We start from the raw sequence: 16637 nt of genomic DNA, 5'->3' as shown, positions 1-16637 counted from the left end.
GGGCCGCCTGCGGGGTTGCAGTCCTGCCGAAGGACAGGACTGCTTCGTCAACCGACTCGCCGCAGTTGTCTGAACGGAGCGCGCAGCGCGCAGTGAGTTCTGCGGCGAACCCCGCAGGCGGCCCGACGCAGGTTGCCCCGCAGCGCAGCGAAGGGGTCGCGGGCATTCGGGCGCGTTTCTTTGCCTACTTTCTTGCCGCGCGGCAAGAAAGTCGGTCGGCCGCCGGGCCGAAACCCGGCCTCGAAAAACAACCACCCGGCAGGGTCAAAAAGCAAGAAACCCCGGTCAATCCAACCGGGGTTTTCTCTCTTCAGACCCATGGCAGCCCTACGTAAGCTGCCACCGCCACCATCAGCCATTCCACAGAACACCCGCCAGCAACCATGACCACTACACCCCCCACCTTCGCCCCCATGCCCACCGAGGAAGGCTACTTCGGCCCCTACGGCGGCCAGTTGGTCCCGCCCCACCTCAAGCAGGCCATGGACGACATCAACACCGCCTACGCCGAAATCACCAAACGCCAAGACTTCCAGCAGGAACTGGCCCAGCTCTTCGCCGACTACGTGGGCCGCCCCAGCCCCATCTTCCACGCGCGGCGCCTGTCGGAGCAGCTCGGCGGCGCACAGATCCACCTCAAGCGCGAAGACCTCAACCACACCGGCGCCCACAAGATCAACCACTGCCTGGGTGAGGCGCTGCTGGCCAAGTTCATGGGCAAGAAGAAGGTCATCGCAGAAACCGGCGCCGGCCAGCACGGCGTGGCCCTGGCCACGGCCTGCGCGCTGGTGGGCATTCCCTGCGAGATCCACATGGGCCAGGTGGACATCGAGAAGGAACACCCCAACGTCACCAAGATGCGCATCCTGGGCTGCAAGCTCGTGCCCGTCACGCGCGGCGCGGCCACGCTCAAGGAAGCCGTGGACAGCGCCTTCGAGGAATACCTCACCAACCCCACGGACTACATCTACGCCATCGGCTCCGTGGTCGGCCCCCACCCGTTCCCGATGATGGTGCGCGACTTCCAGAGCATCATCGGCCGCGAGGCGCGCGAGCAATTCCAGGCCAAACACGGCAAGCTGCCCGACCACGTGGCCGCCTGCGTGGGCGGCGGCTCCAACGCCATGGGCATCTTCACGGCCTTCCTGGGCGATGCCTCGGTCAAGCTCGTCGGCGTGGAGCCCTCGGGCGAAGGCACGGACAAGCCCGGCCGCCACGCAGCCACCCTCAGCATGGGCAAGCCCGGTGAAATCCACGGCATGAAGTGCTACGTGCTGGAAAACGCAGACGGAACGCCCGCTGCCGTGCACAGCATTGCCTCGGGCCTGGACTATCCGGGCGTGGGCCCGCAGCACAGCTACCTCAAGGACTTGGGCCGCGTGCAGTACGAATCCGTCACCGACAAGGAATGCCTGGAGGCCTTCATGCAGCTGTCGCGCGTGGAAGGCATCATCCCCGCGCTGGAAAGCGCCCACGCCGTGGCCTGGGCCATGCGCGTGGCGCCCGGCCTGCCCAAGGACCAGCACATCCTCATCAACCTCTCGGGCCGGGGCGACAAGGACGCCGACTACGTGGCCAAGGTGCTGGGCCTCTGAACGCAGAGCTTGCGCTGAATCAAACCGCAGCACACCGGAGGGGGCAAAGGGCGCCCTCTCCGACAACCGCTCTCCGGGACGGTGGAGACAATGGCCCCGACCGTTGTCTTGTCCAACCCCATTCCCGGAAGGAGCCACACCCATGAAGCCTGCCCCGTTCGCACGCACCGCCGCCCTCTCCATCGCCCTGGCCCTGACCTGCGCCACCGCCGCCCTGCCCGCAGCCGCCAAGTCGGTGGCCGAATGGCAGACCATCACCAGCCAGGCCAAGATCCCGCTGGAGCAGGCCATCACCCGCGCCACCCAGGCCGTGCCCGGCAAGGCCATCGAAGCCCAGCTGGACGACGGCGACGGCATGGGCCCGCGCTACGAAATCGAAGTCATCACCCCGGCCGGCGACAGCGTGGAAGTCTGGGTCAACGCCATCACCGGCCAGGCCGCCCAGCACAAGAACGACGGCGCCGCCAAGCGCAAGGACCGCCAGCGCCTGGAAAAGGCCAAGTCCACCATTGAGCAGGCCATCCAGGCCGCCACCCGCCACACCCCGGGCACGCCCGTCAGCGCGGAACTGGACTCCCACTGGGGTCAGACCAGCTACCAAGTCGAAGTGCTGCAGGCCAACGGCACGCTCATGGAAGTCAAGATCGACGCCGTGGGCGGCGAAGTCATCCGGGCCAAGAAGGACTGACACACCGCCCCAACCCGGCAGCGCGCTTCAACATGAGGCGCGCTTTTTTTCGCCCATTTTTTGCCTCGCTCCCGCCATGTCCGCAGGCCATCCGCGCCTGCAGCACTCCTCAGGCCAACGCTACCGACACCCCCTCATCCGCAAACCGCTTCGCCGCCCTGAGCAGATAGCTCACGGCATAAAGAATGGGGTCGTCGGCCTCATCGCCATTGAGATGCTCCACCACCTCAATGGCATAGCCCAGGTTCACCGCCGTGTCGTGCAGCAGGCCCACCAGTTCCCTGTCTTCCGGCTCCAGCGACTGCGCCTGATCGGCCTTCACGTAGTAGATGCGCAGCAGATCGCGGCACACGCAATTGATGGCCGTGACCTTGTGGCGAGCGTGCAGGTCCAGCACATCCAGCGCGGCGCCCATGTGCAGTACGGCGTCTATGGCGAGGTCTTCGAGTTTGGGTGGGGGTGTGGTGGCGGGAGTGGGCTGGGGCATTGGAGTCCTGTCGAGAGGGTCCCGGTCCCAGAGCCACTGCACGCAGTGGAAGCGAGAGAACCGGACAGCAAAGCTTCCGGCTTTACCAAGTCTCTGTCTGCCACCTGTAGTTGGAATTTTGTAAAGAGGCAGGGAAGACAGAAGCTGATACGAGGCCAAGCCTTCGGTCTGCCTTCAAGCAGTGCAAGATGTTGGGGGTTGCGCCGGGGGATGCGGTAAATGAGGTGGATAGGCGAGTAGAAAGAAGTGAAAGCGGTATTTAGAGTGGCTAACACCACCGATCCACGAAGCGTGCACAGATGATCGCCGCTGCCAGTTTTAGCAGCGCTTCGTGGATATCCAGTCGTCTTTCAAAGCGGATTCGCAACTTGCCAAAGCCTGCAAACCAGCTGTGCGTGCTCTCCACCACCCACCGGTGTTTGCCCAGCCGCTCGTTGCTCTCAATGCCTCGTCTGGCAATCCGGCCAATGATGCACCGCTGCCTCAAGTGGGCTCGGCATCGCTTGAAGTCGTAGTCTTTGTCGGCGTGCATCTTGGCCGGTCTTTTACGTGCCTGTTCACACCGCTGAACAAGATCACCAGAGGAATGCCTCTGGCATCTACAACGATGTGTCGCTTGGAGCCGAGCTTGCCTCTGTCCGTTGGGTTGGGTCCCGTTTCCTGGCCCCTGGGGGCTTGGTACCGAGGAGCCATCAATGCTGGCCCGGCTCCAATCGATTTGGTCATGTCCACGCAAGCGAGTCAGCATGGCTTGGTGCAACTGCTCCCAGACACCAGCAGCATTCCAGTCGCGCAGACGCCGCCAGCAGGTCATGCCGCTGCCGTACCCAAGAAATTGGGGAAGTCTTCCCAGGGAATGCCTGTTTGCAGCACGAACAGGATGCCGTTGAGGGCGGCTTCATCGCTGACTGCGAGTTTGCGCGCACCGCCTTTGGCAGAAGGCACGAAGGCTGGGATCAGGGGTTGTAGCTGTCGCCACAGTTCTTTGCTAACGGGTCGTCTTGCCATGAGGGCAGCGAGCACAACTACTCTGCGGGGGCCTGTGACGAAGTGGTGTTAGCCACTCTAAGTAGCAAATTGCGTGACTGCAGTTTTGAGGTATGCACGGCCGTCCCAGTCAGCTCCTAATGGAGATGCAGCCTCATCAGCTGTATCAAGTGTTACTATGCAACCCGTGACATCTAAAGACAGAAGTGTCATTAGGCAAATTTGCCTATAGCTGGTTATCCTCTATACAATTAACCTTCATTTATCTAATGACCGAATTCTCCCTTGATACCACTGAAAAAATAATTTCCGTTATCGTTGGAATAATTGTTATTGCTGGATTCCTCTTGAAAAATCATATAAATAGCACTAAAGATACGCAGACCAATAACCCAACGAATAGCAACAAAAACAACCAGAGCGTTACGGTGACGATTGGAAGCCAAGATACACAGCACATGTCCGCCAATATGGCACAGAAACCTGCTCTACCAGACGTGGCAGAGCTTAAAAGAACTTCGCAGATTTTATTTATTGATGATGATCGTGGGTTTAAAATTGTAAGCATTTTAAAAAAAATGGGCTGGGACAATACAAAACTTGTCGCTGACATCTCGTCACTTGAACAGCCTCAGCTACTTAATGCAGATGTTATCTTCATAGATATACAGGGCGTTGGAAAAATAATGCAGTACAGTGACGAGGGACTCGGTTTGGCATTTGCAATAAAGCGCAGATATTCAGAAAAAAAGGTAGTAATCTATTCAGCAGAAGAAAAAGGAGCCCGCTTTCATGAAGCACTCCAAGAAGCGGATTATTCGCTGCCTAAAACTGCTGAGCCAATTAGGTTCGAAGATACTATTGTACGGGTTCTTAGAAAATGAAAAACCCAACTCAAGTCACGATGTGGATTAGCAATCGCAATGAACCATTGCTCAGTCAGATTCCTCAGGCAACCCTGCACCATTGCATTGAGAAATTACCGTCAACAGGCACACTAATCACCTTGATAGACGGCAAGAGATGTCGCATTTTTCGAAAAACAGCGGGGGAATATTTGGCAATTGCATTCTCAAATGACATCAATCGAATAAAGAGCAAGAAACTTTTAGAGTCAGATGCAGATGCAATTCTGGCAGTGGCGCCGACTGTAGAGCTATCTATTCAACGCTCCGAGGAGAGAACGCGAAGACTCCTTCATAACCTAAAATCTCTGACAGCAAAGACATCTCAAGAGGTATTCTTGCTTGCACAGCAAGATCGACTACTCGGGAATCCCCGAGAGATAGTTCCATACCTCGCATCAGAGATTCAAGGCAACTTAGAAGGAACCGCACGCGCACTGCTCGAGATACTCAAACACCAAGCTGCACAAAAAGCAGAATATACAGCATTTGATCGCCTTTCAGGAAAATTGGATAAAAGCAGCTCAGAAACGCATGATGTACACCGTGTCTTAATGAATGTTTTTTATCTCTTCTTTGGTGAGTTCATTGCAAAAAAAATTCGCGCAGAAGTGGAGCGCACACATATCCAAGCTCGTTTCGACTACGACTCCATTCACGTCTGCATCTACTACTTAGTCGAGAATGCAGCGAAATACACTCGCTCAAATAGCGATTTCACTGTCTCTGTTTCTCAAAGCTCCGAGGGATTAGTTAAAATCCGCTTTGTTATGGAAAGTCTTTTCATTAAACCAGAGGAGACGGATTTGATCTTTGAAGAAGGCTACTCTGGCTCAAATGCCATCGACGCGAATCTCAACGGGGCAGGCCTCGGCCTTTATCTTGCTCGATCAATGGTACGAATGAATTCTGGGAAATTAACGGTAATTGCAGGGGGCGCTCTTCGTGGATCTCAATATGCTAGAAACACATTTGTACTCACTCTCCCGGCAGGTTAATAATTATGATGAACCATGACTATATCGACTTTTCAATATCTTTCTTCATTTTATTTTTACAAATTAGCTTCGATTATAAGAATAGTTAACACCACCAATCAACGAAGCGCGCGCAGATGATCTCTGCCGCTAATTTCAGCGGCGCCTCATGGATATCCAGCCGTCGTTCAAAGCGGATTCTCAGCTTGCCAAAGCCTGCAAACCATCTGTGCTCCATCGCCGACCGATGCTTGCCCAGCCGCTCACCGCTCTCAATGCCTCATCTGGCGATCCGGCCAATGACGCCCCGCTGCCTCAGGTGGGTTCGGCATCGCTTGAAGTCAGAGTACAGCTTGGCGGGTCTTTTACGGAGACGCTCTATCAATCCTGCAATCGCAGGAATCGCGTCCAGGCACCTCTCGAACATCTTAGAGTCATGCCTGTTCGCACCGCTGACCAAGATCGCCTGAGAAATGTCCAGGCATCTACGACGATGTGTCGTTTGGAGCCGCGCTTACCTCTGTCCGTTGGGTTAATTCCCGTTTCCTGCCCCCCCCCCGGAGGCTTAGTACCGAGGAGCCATCAATGCTGACCCAGCTCCAATCAATCTGCTCATGTTCACGCAAGCGAGTTAGCATGCTTGGTACAACTGTTCCCAGTCGCGCAGGCGCTAGGTCAGCGTTGATGCCGTTAAACGGGGGCCAAAAAAGCGAATTGCAGCGCAATTTGGCAGTTATGCCGACCGTGCTGTGGGCAAGGCCTGCCAAATGTGGTTTTGCAGTACGCACCTAGCAAATCCCCGGCATCTACTGATACAATAGATAATTAATCATAATCCATCTATAATTCATTAATGACCACAAAGGCAGAAATAGACTTTTTTCTAAGCGATCCCAGCTACCTAGCCCTCATCGGCCGGGAGAGAGAGCATAGACTGCTATTCATTACAGACCTGTCCGAGACCCGTGTCTCTGCTTTCTTGGGATGGCTGTTCCGCCCCCAAGAGGGGCATGGAATTGGCGATCAGGCCTTTCGGGAATTGCTCCTCAATGTCTGGCGCACCAATCGGCGCGAAGAGTTGGGCCATAATGTTCTAGCTCCTCGGGATATCTTGGGAAAAACATTCAGTGACCTGTTGGTTCACACCGAATACCGTGTGCACAGCGACAAGTCTATGGGCAGAGGGCGGCCGATCGATTTGCTACTGGTTTCGCGACAGAACAAGCTGGTGGTGGCGATAGAAAACAAGTATGGAAGCGCCGTTCACTCGGACCAGCTGGCCGCCTACAGAAAAGGCATCACTAAATCCTTTCCGAGCTATAACCAGATATTCGTGTACTTGGATTCCAACGAAGGAACCAAGCCGGGTGATGATCATTGGATACCTCTTGGTTACCAATGGCTAATAGATCTGATTTCAACTCATCAAAAATCAGGATTGCTGAGCAATCGCTCTCTGGATGCACTAAACCAGTTTAAAGATTACCTAACAGAAGACTTGGCGCTATCCGGGCAGCGAGAGGAAGAGAAAGACACGCTTATCGAAAAAATTGCAAAGAGCCACATCGCTGTTCTTAATGTTTTTCGCGATTATAGAAAAGAGCGGCTCAGTGCTCTACTGGAAAACCCAACACTCACCATAAATGAGCCTCTTTTGATCGAGTATCACCAACGCCGCGCACTGTGGAACGATGTCTTAGATCAGGCACGCCATGTCAGTGTGGTTCAAACGGCCAAGCGGGCATTTGGTGATCGACTGGAAGTCGTCACAGGCCCTGCTGAGGTGCGATTGCGTCTGAAGTCTTGGGCAAAGTTCGAGGCTGATCCAGAAAGCAACATATGGGTATTGCTTGTGGTTGCTTGGTCCGGACGTGAAGGTCGGGGAAAGTACAACGTATGGTCCTTTGCCAACTTCCGAGGGGTGGATCCCGACTACGAAGAGGTACTTCGGACGGCAGCGATTCAGCTAAGAGGTAGCCATTTGAAAAAGCCTCCCACCGCTGCTCAGTGGATAAGGCTGGAAATGGCTGAAGGTCTCGTTAACGACTCCGCAGGTTCGCAGGTGGTTAATGAACTTAATCGACTAGATAAAATGCTGACAACGCTAAAGGCAGATGCATAAGGTGAGGAGATACTGCCTCAGACCATAACTGGACGGCATCACTATTGCGTTCACGTCATCTAATGACGGGCTGATGCCCGCAGCGTAAACGCGGGTTTGGCCATGAATGACGATACTAGGCTGTGGATTCCGCCGGCCGATGCAACATGCACCGGGAGCAAGGAGTGCTGACCACGAAGCAACGACCTCGGATCCACTGTACCGAAATGCAGAAGGCAGCGATGTGGGATCGGCCACACACCTCCATTCGGAACATCCCGGCTGCGACTGGCGGAACTTAACCGCCCGCGCGCCATTGATCCCGCTTGGTCCTGACCCGCGTTGAGCGTGAGGAGATCTCGCGGGCTCTGGCTGCGGGCGAATCCATCCACTGAGTGCCCAAGCGGCTATTGATCGTATCCATGGCACTCATCAAGCAGCTGCGGTCCAGGGTAAGTCCTCAGGAGTCTTGACCCGACAGCGCTGTTCTGTGTGGATGCCAGAGGAAGCCGCGTCTCTTGGGATCGCCCTCACCAACCAGCCACTCACAGCAATGATCCCCAAACCAAAATCGCCGTCCCCGCCAGCGGCGATCTGACCCCCTCCTCCACCCGAAGCCGCGCTCCATTCCCCATGATCCAGGAGTCTGAAGAGATTGCCCTGCTCCGGGAGGAAAACGCCAGGCTGCGGGCGCAGCTGGCGATTGCCACGGCGGGCCATGCCAGCGCCGTGCAGGGCGCGGGTGCCAGCGATCAGGACCCCTTCGATGCACAGGTGGCAGACCAGAAGACGCTGTTCTCGGATTTCATCGAGCATCTGCCGATAGGTCTGTGCCTGGTGGGCAAGGGCGGCAAGGTGCTGATGTCCAACCCGGCCTAGCGCCATTTCCTGCCGGAAAGCTCTCCACCATCGCTTGTGGCGCCCGAAGAAGACCGGGGGTGCTGGCGCAGTTGGGACCAGGAAGGCAAGCCGATCCCCAGGGACCAGTTTGTGGGCGCCAGGGCTGCACGTGGCGAGCTGGTTCGGCGTGGCGACTACCGAGCTGGAAGAACCGCCCTGGATCGCCGTGGCCCCGTTGTCTTGCCTATGCCATGCAGTCGCAGTCGTTCAGGGAGTGCCGTATTCGCTCAGCTTCTTGCTGAACCCAAAGGTCCACAGTCGCTGCGTGCGATCGTTGACGTCATTGGTGGTAAAGCGCAGGCTCGCCGCGCCCTTGGCGCATTGGCCGTCGTTCACGATCTTGCCTTCTGCGTCCACCATGCATTTGGTGACGTCCGAGCCTTCGATTTCCTTGCCGCTGGCGTCCAGCACGGCCAGCGAAACACCGAAGTCGGTGTCGTTGGTCAGCGCCAGCGTGTAGTCATCGACCAGTGCCAGGCCTTCGGCCTTCTCGGCCACCCAGCCGGTGGCGTTCAGGTTGAAGAGCCGGGTCTTCTTGAGCGTCACGACCTTGGAATAGTCCGAGCCATTGACCGGCTTGCCAGTCAGGCTGCTCTTTTCCAGGTCGGAGCCCAGCGCGGTGATGTCGGTGGCGTTGGCCGGAAACTCGATCAGAACCAGGTCGTTGAAGACTTTCTTGTCCTTGCCAGTGCCTTGCTCGATGGCGATGAACTTCCCCTTGCCCAGTGAGACCACATCACCCAGCTTGGCATTGCCGGTCTTGCCTTGGTTGTACCAGCGGCTGTCCACGGGCAAGGCAAACAGGCGGGTTTTCTCGGTGGTCGGGTCAAACTCCACCCAACGGACAAAGCGAGCGTAGTCGCGCACGTTCTCCGACTTGCCAGTGGCGTCGGCAACGGCAGCGGTGGTGTAGTCGGCCTTGCCGTCGTCCAGAGGGCTTTGCAGGAAACCGTGCAGCTTGCCGCTGGCCGCATCGATGCTCAGCCCCTCCATGCCACGGTTGGCGCGGCGCTTGGCGAGAATGGCAGGCAGATCGGACGCGCCGGTGCCGGGCCCGTATTTCTTCTGGATGATGCCGGTCGCCGGGTCGATCTTCACGATGAAGGGTCCGTATTCGTCGGACACCCACAGCACATTGCGCGCGGCATCCACCACCACGGATTCTGTGTCCAGGCCGAATTCGCTGTAGCCCTTGGCCTTGCCGGGATAGGTGAAGGAGTCGTCCAGGACTTGCTCGCCCGTGTTGCCTGTGATGCCCCGTGGCTGCACGCGGCCGTTGGCGTTCTGTGTGGCGCTGAATCTGAGCGGCAGGGTGGAGACGAACCTGGCTCCGTCCTTTCCGAGGGCGATCACGCCGATGGACGGAGTGAAGTTGGGCGAGGGAAACACCGTGGAACTGGCAAAGCCCGCGGGATTGGAGCCGTCGGTGATCTGCGTGACCGGGCCGGTGGTCGCGTTCGGGCCGCGATCGGTGATGGCGTAGAACTCCAGCGTGCCGTCGGCACGCCTGCCCTTCAAGGCCAGGCCCGAACCGTAGGCTGGCAGAAAGCCCTTGGGGAAATCGGCCTTGGTGGCGGGGTGTTGGCCTTCGTAGGGGAAATAGAACCTGTCGTCGAACTGGACGTCCTGGCGCGTGACGGTGGCGCGGATGCTGCCGACGCCGGTGGTCTGCGCCACCGTCTCGGAGCCGGCGGCCTGGAGCGGGCGGGTGTCGGCGCAGGCACTCAGCAAGGCAGCCGCGGCGGCGATCACTGCCATCAGGCAGGAAGAAGTGGGGGGGCGCATGGCGAGTAGGTCTTGAGAAGAAGAGGCAAGCCTGATAAGCAGATCGGCAGATAGGCAGATCGGCAGGCCCTGCGTGGCAAGGGCCTGCCCAGCCTTGAAGGCTTCGTTTCTGAAAAAGGCGCTGTGCCGCTCAGAACGAGTGGCTGATGCCCAGGTCCACACCGGTCGAGCCGGCGTTGGCCACACCCGCAGGGCCGCCGATCAGGCCGACGCTGGCGCCGTTCTTGTTGTTGACACGCGCCAGCCCTGCGTACAGAGAGGTGCGCTTGGAGAAGTCGTAGACATATCCGATCGAATACTTGTCGGCCTTGCCGCCGCTGCGCGTGAGGGCAGAGGCGTTGCCGCTGAACTTGGCGCTGGCGTACTTGACGCGCAAGCTGCCTTGCCCCATGGGGATGGTCGCGCCCAGGTAGAAACCGTCCACCTTCCCGGAGGTTGCGCCGTTGACGGGCTCCCACTTCAGGCTGTTGTATCCGCCATTGAGCAGGAAACTGCCGAAGTTGTACGAGGCGCCCAGCACCAGGTCTTCCAGATCGCTGGTTGCAGCGATGGCGCTGGGCGAAGCCACGGCCGCGGTGCCGTCGATCCTTCCGTAGCCGATACCCACGTTCAGCGGGCCAGAGCGATAGCCCAGGTTGCCGCCTATGTACCTGCGGGCCTTGCTTGCGCCAGAGCCGGAGGCGTTCTCGTCGCCAAAGGAAACCGAGAACTGGCCATAGACACCGCCCAGGTCGCTCGGCAGGAAGTAGCCCACGGCGTTGCTGATGCGCGTGCGGTCGACCACGCCGCTTTGGCTGGCGGCGTTGTAGGCAGTCTGGCGGATCGTCTGGAACAGATTGGCCTGCACACCGGTGGTGGTGTCGGGGCCCGCGAAAGCGGTGAAGATGTTGTAGCTGGGGGTGTAGTCGCGACCCAGCCGGATTTCACCCCAGGAATTGTTGCTCAGCCCGATCGTGGAGCGGCGCTCGAAGCCAAGGGATCCGCTGCTGCCGCCAGTGCCGACATCGGGGTTGAGGCCGCCTTCAAGCCAGAGCTGAGCTCGGTTGCCGCCGCCGAGGTCCTCCGTGCCGCGCAAGCCAAGCAAGCTGGTCTTGCCTTGGCTGGAGTTCAGTGCATTGAGCCTGTTGCTGCCGGACTTGGCAATGGTGACACCGACGTCCACCACACCAAAAATGGTGACGGAAGATTGTGCCAAGGCCAAGCTGGAAGAAGAGGCGAAGAATGTGCCCATCGCGAGTCCCAGAATGCGCGAGCACGTTTTTTGATTTTTCATTGGCGAGATACGAACTGAACTTATTAATGAGAATGACGGTAGCCTCCTGCCACCGCTGCGGGAACTCTAAGCAACACATAAGTATTCTTCGTGACAGCTGTGCTGTGTGACATGAAAGTCACAGCAGCGGCGGTGCCTGCGGCACCTTTCCTGCAGGGAAGCCCTATCGCCGCCACCCTTCAGCCATGGCCTGCACGACGGGGCAGATCATTCATTGCCAATTTGTTTGATTCATATTCGAGAAATTGGCGGAAATATGCATCCTTTTGCCATTTTCCCAATAAGGTTCTCGACTTCCATATTTTCAATGGCACATTTCGAGCGTTCGTCGACCGATTCATCGGTCATTGGGGACCCAAATTCAGCCCATTGCACGGCCAGTTCAACCCAATAGTCCCTGGGAGGCCGAAAGCCCACAAGAATTGCCGCACCGAGGACTGCAGCCTCAACATCGGTCGCACCAGCAGTCACAGCTATGATCCCCAGGCAGCATCGCCGTCCCCGCCTGCGGCGAGCTGCCCCCTCTCCTCCACCCAACGCCCCGCCCCATCCCCCATGATCCAAGAGTCCGAAGAGATTGCCCTGCTTCGCGAGGAAAACGCCCGGCTGCGGGCGCAGCTGGCGATTGCCACGGCGGGCCATGCCAGCGCCGTGCAGGGCGCGGGCGCCAGCGATCAGGACCCGTTCGATGCACAAGTGGCAGACCAGAAGACGCTGTTCTCGGATTTCATCGAGCATCTGCCGATAGGCCTGTGCCTGGTGGGCAAGGGTGGCAAGGTGCTGATGTCCAACCCCGCCTACCGCCATTTCCTGCCGGACACCCCCATCCCTTCGCTGCTGTCGGCCGAGGAAGACCGGGGCCGCTGGCGCAGTTGGGACAAGGATGGCAAGCCCGTCCCCCGCGACCAGTTTGTGGCCGCCCGCGCGTTCCGCGGGGAGCTGGTGGTGCCGGGTGTTGACTGCGTCTATGACACGCCCCAGGGGCTTGAGGTGTGGACGCGCGTGTTCGGGGTGCCGCTGCGCAATGCGGACAAGGAAGTTGTGGCCACGGCCATCGCCATTCTGGACATCGATGCGGAACGGCGCGCGCTGGACATGTTGCGCCAGAGCGAGGAACGGCTGGATGCGCTGGTGCGGTCCTCGTCGGAAGTGCGCTACTCCATCAGTGCGGACTGGAGCGAGCTGCACCAGCTGGCAGGCGGCGGGTTCATCCCTGACACGCAGGCGTCCAACACGAACTGGCTGGAAGACTACATCCCCCCGGAGGACCGCGACCTGGTGCGCGCGGAGATCGCGCGGGCCATCCGCACGAAGACCGACTATGTGATCGAGCACCGGGTGAACCGGGTCGATGGCAGCGTGGGCTGGGCGTTCTCGCGCGCCGTGCCGCTGTTCGATGCCGCAGGCGCCATCACCGGCTGGCTGGGAGCGGCCTCCGACATCACCGAGCGCAAGCAGGCCCAGGCCGCGCTGGAGCGCTTGAATGCCACGCTGGAGGAACAGGTGGCAGAGCGCACGGCCGACCGCAACGCGCTGTGGCAGCTGTCTTCCGACATCATGATGCGCTGCACGTTCGAGGGCATCATCACTGCGGTCAACCCGGCCTGGACCGAGGTGTTGGGCTGGCGTGAAGACGAGCTGCTGGGCACAACGCTTTTTCATCTCATCCATCCCGAGGATCTGGCGCGCACCATCCAGGACACGCAGGAGCTGGCCACAGGCATGGCGCATGCCCGGTTTGACAACCGGTATCGCCATCGGGACGGGAGCTACCGCTGGATCTCCTGGTCCACGCGTTCGGCGGCAGGCCGCATCAATGCGGTGGGCCGCGACATCACCTCCGAAATGGCCAAGGCCGAAGCGCTGGCCAAGGTGCAGGAGCAACTGCGCCAGTCGCAGAAGATGGAGGCCGTGGGCCAGTTGACGGGCGGTCTTGCGCACGACTTCAACAACCTGCTGGCGGCCGTCATGGGCAATCTGGAGCTGCTGCAGCGGATGCTGGCGCGCGGCCAGGTGGACAACCTCACGCGCTTCATCCATGGAGCGCAGGGGGCGGTGCGGCGCGCCGCCACGCTCACGCAGCGGCTGCTTGCGTTCTCGCGCCGGCAGATCCTGGACTCCAAGCCCACCGATATGGCCGCGCTCCTGGCCGATTGGGAGGACCTGCTGCGCAGGACCGTGGGCGCCAGCGTGGACATCGACATCGTGCCGGCAGCCCATCTGTGGCATGCGCAAATCGATGGAACGCAGCTGGAGAACGCCATCCTGAACCTGTGCATCAACGCCCGCGATGCCATGCCCGAAGGCGGCCGGCTGACCATCATGACAGCCAATATCGAGCTTGAAGAGGCGGCAGCCCGGGAGTGGGATCTTCCGCCGGGCGGCTATGTGTCGCTGTGCGTCACCGATACGGGCACCGGCATGTCGGAGCAGACCATTGCGCGCGCCTTCGAGCCGTTCTACACCACCAAGCCGGTGGGCCATGGAACAGGGTTGGGGCTGTCGATGATCTACGGCTTCGCGCGGCAATCGGGAGGAGCGGTCAGGATCTTCTCCCAGCCGGGCCAGGGCACCACGGTCTGCCTGTATCTGCCCAGGTGCGACGCCGCGCCCGTTGCAGAACGCGCGGTCGATGCGGCAAGGCAGGTAGTCGTTCCTGCCCAAAGGACCTTGCTGGTCGTGGATGACGAAGCCCCGATCCGCCATCTCATCGACGAGGCGCTTGTCGACCTGGGCTACACGGTGCTTGCCGTGGCCGATGCAGCCGCCGCGCTGCAGGTACTGCGTGCCGGAACCCGGGTGGACATGCTGATCACGGACATGCGGCTTCGCGGCGGAATGAACGGCAAGCAGCTTGCCGACGAGGCACGCCTGGCCCGGTCCGACCTGCCGGTGCTCTTCATCACCGGGTTCACCGAGGCATCTCCGCTCAGCCAGGAAAACCTGCACCCCGGTACGCAGCTTCTGACCAAGCCGTTCACATTGGATGCGCTGGCGCTCAAGGTGGCGGAGATTCTGGGCAGTACCGACGCTGTGCAATCGGACTGAAGCTGGCACATGGGCATGTGGGCATGTGGGCATGTGGGCATGTGGGCAGAGTCGATCGCCGACTACAGAGGGGCGCTGTCAAAGCGGGAAGAGCACTCAGTGCCCAGCGCCTGACTGTCAACTTGGTAGATTGCAGAGTAAGGCGAGAAATCGTTTTTCTTTCTCAAGGAAAAGGCATCCGGGCAAACCTCAATCAGTTCGCGCAGATGAGAAGAATAAGGGCCGTAAGTCCATTCTCCCGCATCGAAAATATATTCAGGTTTGAAATTGGCAAGTTCTTCAAGAAAGTCCTTGGGAGTCAACACACTCCTGTGTAGCTCGGGCCGGCCAATGATGGTCCTGTTGAAGAACATGCCATATTGATAGTTGCTGACAACAAAAATTCTTCGCTGATTATCTATGATATCTCGGTACACATCATTTGATTCGTCTCCAAATTGAGATATGAAAATTGCCTTATTCCCATCTTGCAGATTTGAATAATTCCGCTGATATGCAAGATATACGGATGAAGTCAACAGAACTACAGACACCGCCACGCAAATCGTATCCGTTGGAATTCTCTCTTGAAAATTGAAGATCCTTGGTTGTCTTGAAATACCATCAATACATGGATATTTTTGAATCAGCAGATAATTGACAAGAGCCGTGGACACAAACAGAACATGGATTCCATGGCGTTGTTCATAAGCACCTACGGTAAACCAAATAACCAGAAATGGTAGGACACAAATAATCCAGAAAACCCTGCCCCTACCTGAAAACAAGGAGACCAGCATCGCCCCAATGAGAAGCATGCCTATATCCGGGGAATCGACGATGTACTTTTTCAGGGATAGCATGACTGACGCCATCCATCCGCCATTTTTCTTCACGATATCAAGCACCCCTTGATTTCCCGTGAACTCCGGGGCAACAAAGAGGGGCCATATTGCCGCGAGCAGCATCCCTACAATGCACGCGGCCAATGCCGCAGGCCGCCATTTCCAACGCCACACGCCATAGATTATCAGCATGGGAAGCGAGGCAAGGCACCAGACCAATCCGGGTTGTTTGGTGAGAGATGCCAACAAACCGCAGAACAGCGACAGCATCAAGGGACGCAATTTGGCAGGCTTCTCGGAATACTGCAACAAGAGCGTGAAGCTCAATAGAATCAATGCCGTAGCAAGCGGATCGGCATAGGCCCAAAACAGCAGATTTCCAAAACTTGCCAATGCTCCGAAAGTGAGCAGCAATGTCAGCCAGTTGATGAGTTGGCTGGAGCTCCTTGCAACAAGATCGGAAAATGCAATAACGATAACGAGAGCCGGTATTCCACACACAAGCTTCGCAGCGAAATGTGATACGTGATTGCCTTGCGCCAGGAATACGGAGCCAAGTTCATATGCAAAAAACTGAGGATACGGAGCCTGAGTGTAGTAGGTGTCATAGGGCTGACCCAAAAAATGCTGTACACCCCACATTCCCCAGCTATATATTTCGTCGTGCCTGATGAATCCGGTGCTTGTGGACTTCAGTGCAAAGAAACAAACGCCAAATACCAACAGCAAGGCAAATAAAAGCAAAGGCAGGTTTGCGCTAGTCAGTATCCCGGAAATAACACGTGCGAGGGCAAAGATCAAAAATATAAATCCCACAATCCACGGCAATATATACAACAATCTGGGCAGCTCAATATCACCATTATAGAACGCAAGTCCTACCGCCAAGAAAATCCCCGCTAACGCAAATACCGCATACTCAGATGCAGATATATCTGCAGAATTGAATCTTCTCTTAGAAAACAACATCAATATTGCCAAAGATAAGCCAGAAAACTCAAAGAATTAAAAATACAGTGAGCATGCTTTTTCAACGTGGGGAGGTATTTGGCCAATTTTGCATAGCC

General features: G+C 57.8%; 12 protein-coding genes and 2 pseudogenes. 8 read left to right on the top strand and 6 right to left on the bottom strand.

Annotated elements, in window-relative coordinates; all coding sequences use genetic code 11:
• The 3 genes from ACM14_RS32265 to ACM14_RS13890 all read left to right on the top strand — a co-directional run.
• Nucleotides 1-335, top strand: a 335-nt coding sequence (locus ACM14_RS32265) for a hypothetical protein (RefSeq protein WP_217491961.1), incomplete at its 5' end; no start/stop codon positions are given.
• A gap of 48 nt (nt 336-383) precedes the next feature.
• Complete coding sequence (gene trpB / locus ACM14_RS13895; protein WP_065346454.1) at nt 384-1595, top strand: tryptophan synthase subunit beta; 1212 nt, start codon at nt 384-386, stop codon at nt 1593-1595.
• Between the two features lie 142 nt (nt 1596-1737).
• Nucleotides 1738-2283 carry a PepSY domain-containing protein gene (locus ACM14_RS13890; protein ID WP_016445999.1) on the top strand — a complete coding sequence of 182 codons (546 nt, stop codon included), beginning with the start codon at nt 1738-1740 and terminating at the stop codon, nt 2281-2283.
• 109 nt (nt 2284-2392) lie between these two features.
• On the opposite strand, the gene ACM14_RS13885 is transcribed toward ACM14_RS13890, so the two are convergent.
• Nucleotides 2393-2770: a hypothetical protein gene (locus tag ACM14_RS13885; protein ID WP_034367409.1), complete on the bottom strand. Its 378-nt coding sequence runs from the start codon at nt 2768-2770 to the stop codon at nt 2393-2395.
• Nucleotides 2771-3038: 268 nt separating this feature from the next.
• A pseudogene (locus ACM14_RS30685) lies at nt 3039-3778 on the bottom strand (IS5 family transposase).
• Between the two features lie 248 nt (nt 3779-4026).
• Between ACM14_RS30685 and ACM14_RS31570 the strand changes: the two are divergent.
• Nucleotides 4027-4641, top strand: coding sequence for a response regulator (locus tag ACM14_RS31570; RefSeq protein WP_139093427.1), 615 nt, complete (start codon nt 4027-4029; stop codon nt 4639-4641).
• Nucleotides 4638-5660, top strand: coding sequence for a HAMP domain-containing sensor histidine kinase (locus tag ACM14_RS30680; RefSeq protein WP_084027371.1), 1023 nt, complete (start codon nt 4638-4640; stop codon nt 5658-5660). The genes ACM14_RS31570 and ACM14_RS30680 overlap by 4 nt, the downstream gene beginning before the upstream one ends.
• An 85-nt stretch (nt 5661-5745) precedes the next feature.
• Here ACM14_RS30680 and ACM14_RS30675 read toward each other — a convergent pair.
• Nucleotides 5746-6280: pseudogene (locus ACM14_RS30675) on the bottom strand (transposase); the annotation flags it as partial.
• Between the two features lie 212 nt (nt 6281-6492).
• Here ACM14_RS30675 and ACM14_RS30670 point away from each other — a divergent pair.
• Both ACM14_RS30670 and ACM14_RS32435 read left to right on the top strand, forming a co-directional pair.
• Nucleotides 6493-7761: a PD-(D/E)XK nuclease family protein gene (locus ACM14_RS30670; RefSeq protein WP_084027370.1), complete on the top strand. Its 1269-nt coding sequence runs from the start codon at nt 6493-6495 to the stop codon at nt 7759-7761.
• A 612-nt stretch (nt 7762-8373) separates the two neighbouring features.
• Complete coding sequence (locus ACM14_RS32435) at nt 8374-8619, top strand: hypothetical protein (RefSeq protein ID WP_065346453.1); 246 nt, start codon at nt 8374-8376, stop codon at nt 8617-8619.
• Between the two features lie 228 nt (nt 8620-8847).
• Here the strand turns inward: ACM14_RS32435 and ACM14_RS13855 are convergent, their stop codons facing one another.
• Nucleotides 8848-10425 carry an esterase-like activity of phytase family protein gene (locus ACM14_RS13855; RefSeq protein ID WP_065346452.1) on the bottom strand — a complete coding sequence of 526 codons (1578 nt, stop codon included), beginning with the start codon at nt 10423-10425 and terminating at the stop codon, nt 8848-8850.
• Between the two features lie 130 nt (nt 10426-10555).
• A complete protein-coding gene (locus tag ACM14_RS13850; protein ID WP_043824728.1) occupies nt 10556-11656 on the bottom strand; it encodes a porin in 1101 nt (366 codons plus the stop codon).
• A gap of 597 nt (nt 11657-12253) precedes the next feature.
• On the opposite strand from ACM14_RS13850, the gene ACM14_RS13845 reads away from it, so the two are divergent.
• Complete coding sequence (locus ACM14_RS13845; RefSeq protein ID WP_065346451.1) at nt 12254-14746, top strand: PAS domain-containing sensor histidine kinase; 2493 nt, start codon at nt 12254-12256, stop codon at nt 14744-14746.
• Between the two features lie 62 nt (nt 14747-14808).
• Here ACM14_RS13845 and ACM14_RS13840 read toward each other — a convergent pair whose 3' ends face one another.
• On the bottom strand, nt 14809-16539 hold the full coding sequence (locus ACM14_RS13840; RefSeq protein WP_139093426.1) for a hypothetical protein: 1731 nt from the start codon (nt 16537-16539) through the stop codon (nt 14809-14811).
• Nucleotides 16540-16637 lie beyond the last annotated feature (98 nt).

The organism is Delftia sp. JD2 (assembly GCF_001682645.1).
Classification (GTDB): domain Bacteria; phylum Pseudomonadota; class Gammaproteobacteria; order Burkholderiales; family Burkholderiaceae_C; genus Comamonas; species Comamonas acidovorans.
The sequence above is the reverse complement of the archived record's forward strand: the minus strand, read 5'-3'. Positions and strand labels throughout refer to the sequence as shown.

What these genes read in the sequence shown, in the direction of transcription:
- trpB (WP_065346454.1), top strand. Translation starts at nt 384, where the DNA reads ATGACCACTACACCCCCCACCTTCGCCCCCATGCCCACCGAGGAAGGC.
- ACM14_RS13890 (WP_016445999.1), top strand. Translation starts at nt 1,738, where the DNA reads ATGAAGCCTGCCCCGTTCGCACGCACCGCCGCCCTCTCCATCGCCCTG.
- ACM14_RS13885 (WP_034367409.1), bottom strand. Translation starts at nt 2,770, where the DNA reads ATGCCCCAGCCCACTCCCGCCACCACACCCCCACCCAAACTCGAAGAC.
- ACM14_RS31570 (WP_139093427.1), top strand. Translation starts at nt 4,027, where the DNA reads ATGACCGAATTCTCCCTTGATACCACTGAAAAAATAATTTCCGTTATC.
- ACM14_RS30680 (WP_084027371.1), top strand. Translation starts at nt 4,638, where the DNA reads ATGAAAAACCCAACTCAAGTCACGATGTGGATTAGCAATCGCAATGAA.
- ACM14_RS30670 (WP_084027370.1), top strand. Translation starts at nt 6,493, where the DNA reads ATGACCACAAAGGCAGAAATAGACTTTTTTCTAAGCGATCCCAGCTAC.
- ACM14_RS32435 (WP_065346453.1), top strand. Translation starts at nt 8,374, where the DNA reads ATGATCCAGGAGTCTGAAGAGATTGCCCTGCTCCGGGAGGAAAACGCC.
- ACM14_RS13855 (WP_065346452.1), bottom strand. Translation starts at nt 10,425, where the DNA reads ATGCGCCCCCCCACTTCTTCCTGCCTGATGGCAGTGATCGCCGCCGCG.
- ACM14_RS13850 (WP_043824728.1), bottom strand. Translation starts at nt 11,656, where the DNA reads ATGGGCACATTCTTCGCCTCTTCTTCCAGCTTGGCCTTGGCACAATCT.
- ACM14_RS13845 (WP_065346451.1), top strand. Translation starts at nt 12,254, where the DNA reads ATGATCCAAGAGTCCGAAGAGATTGCCCTGCTTCGCGAGGAAAACGCC.
- ACM14_RS13840 (WP_139093426.1), bottom strand. Translation starts at nt 16,539, where the DNA reads ATGTTGTTTTCTAAGAGAAGATTCAATTCTGCAGATATATCTGCATCT.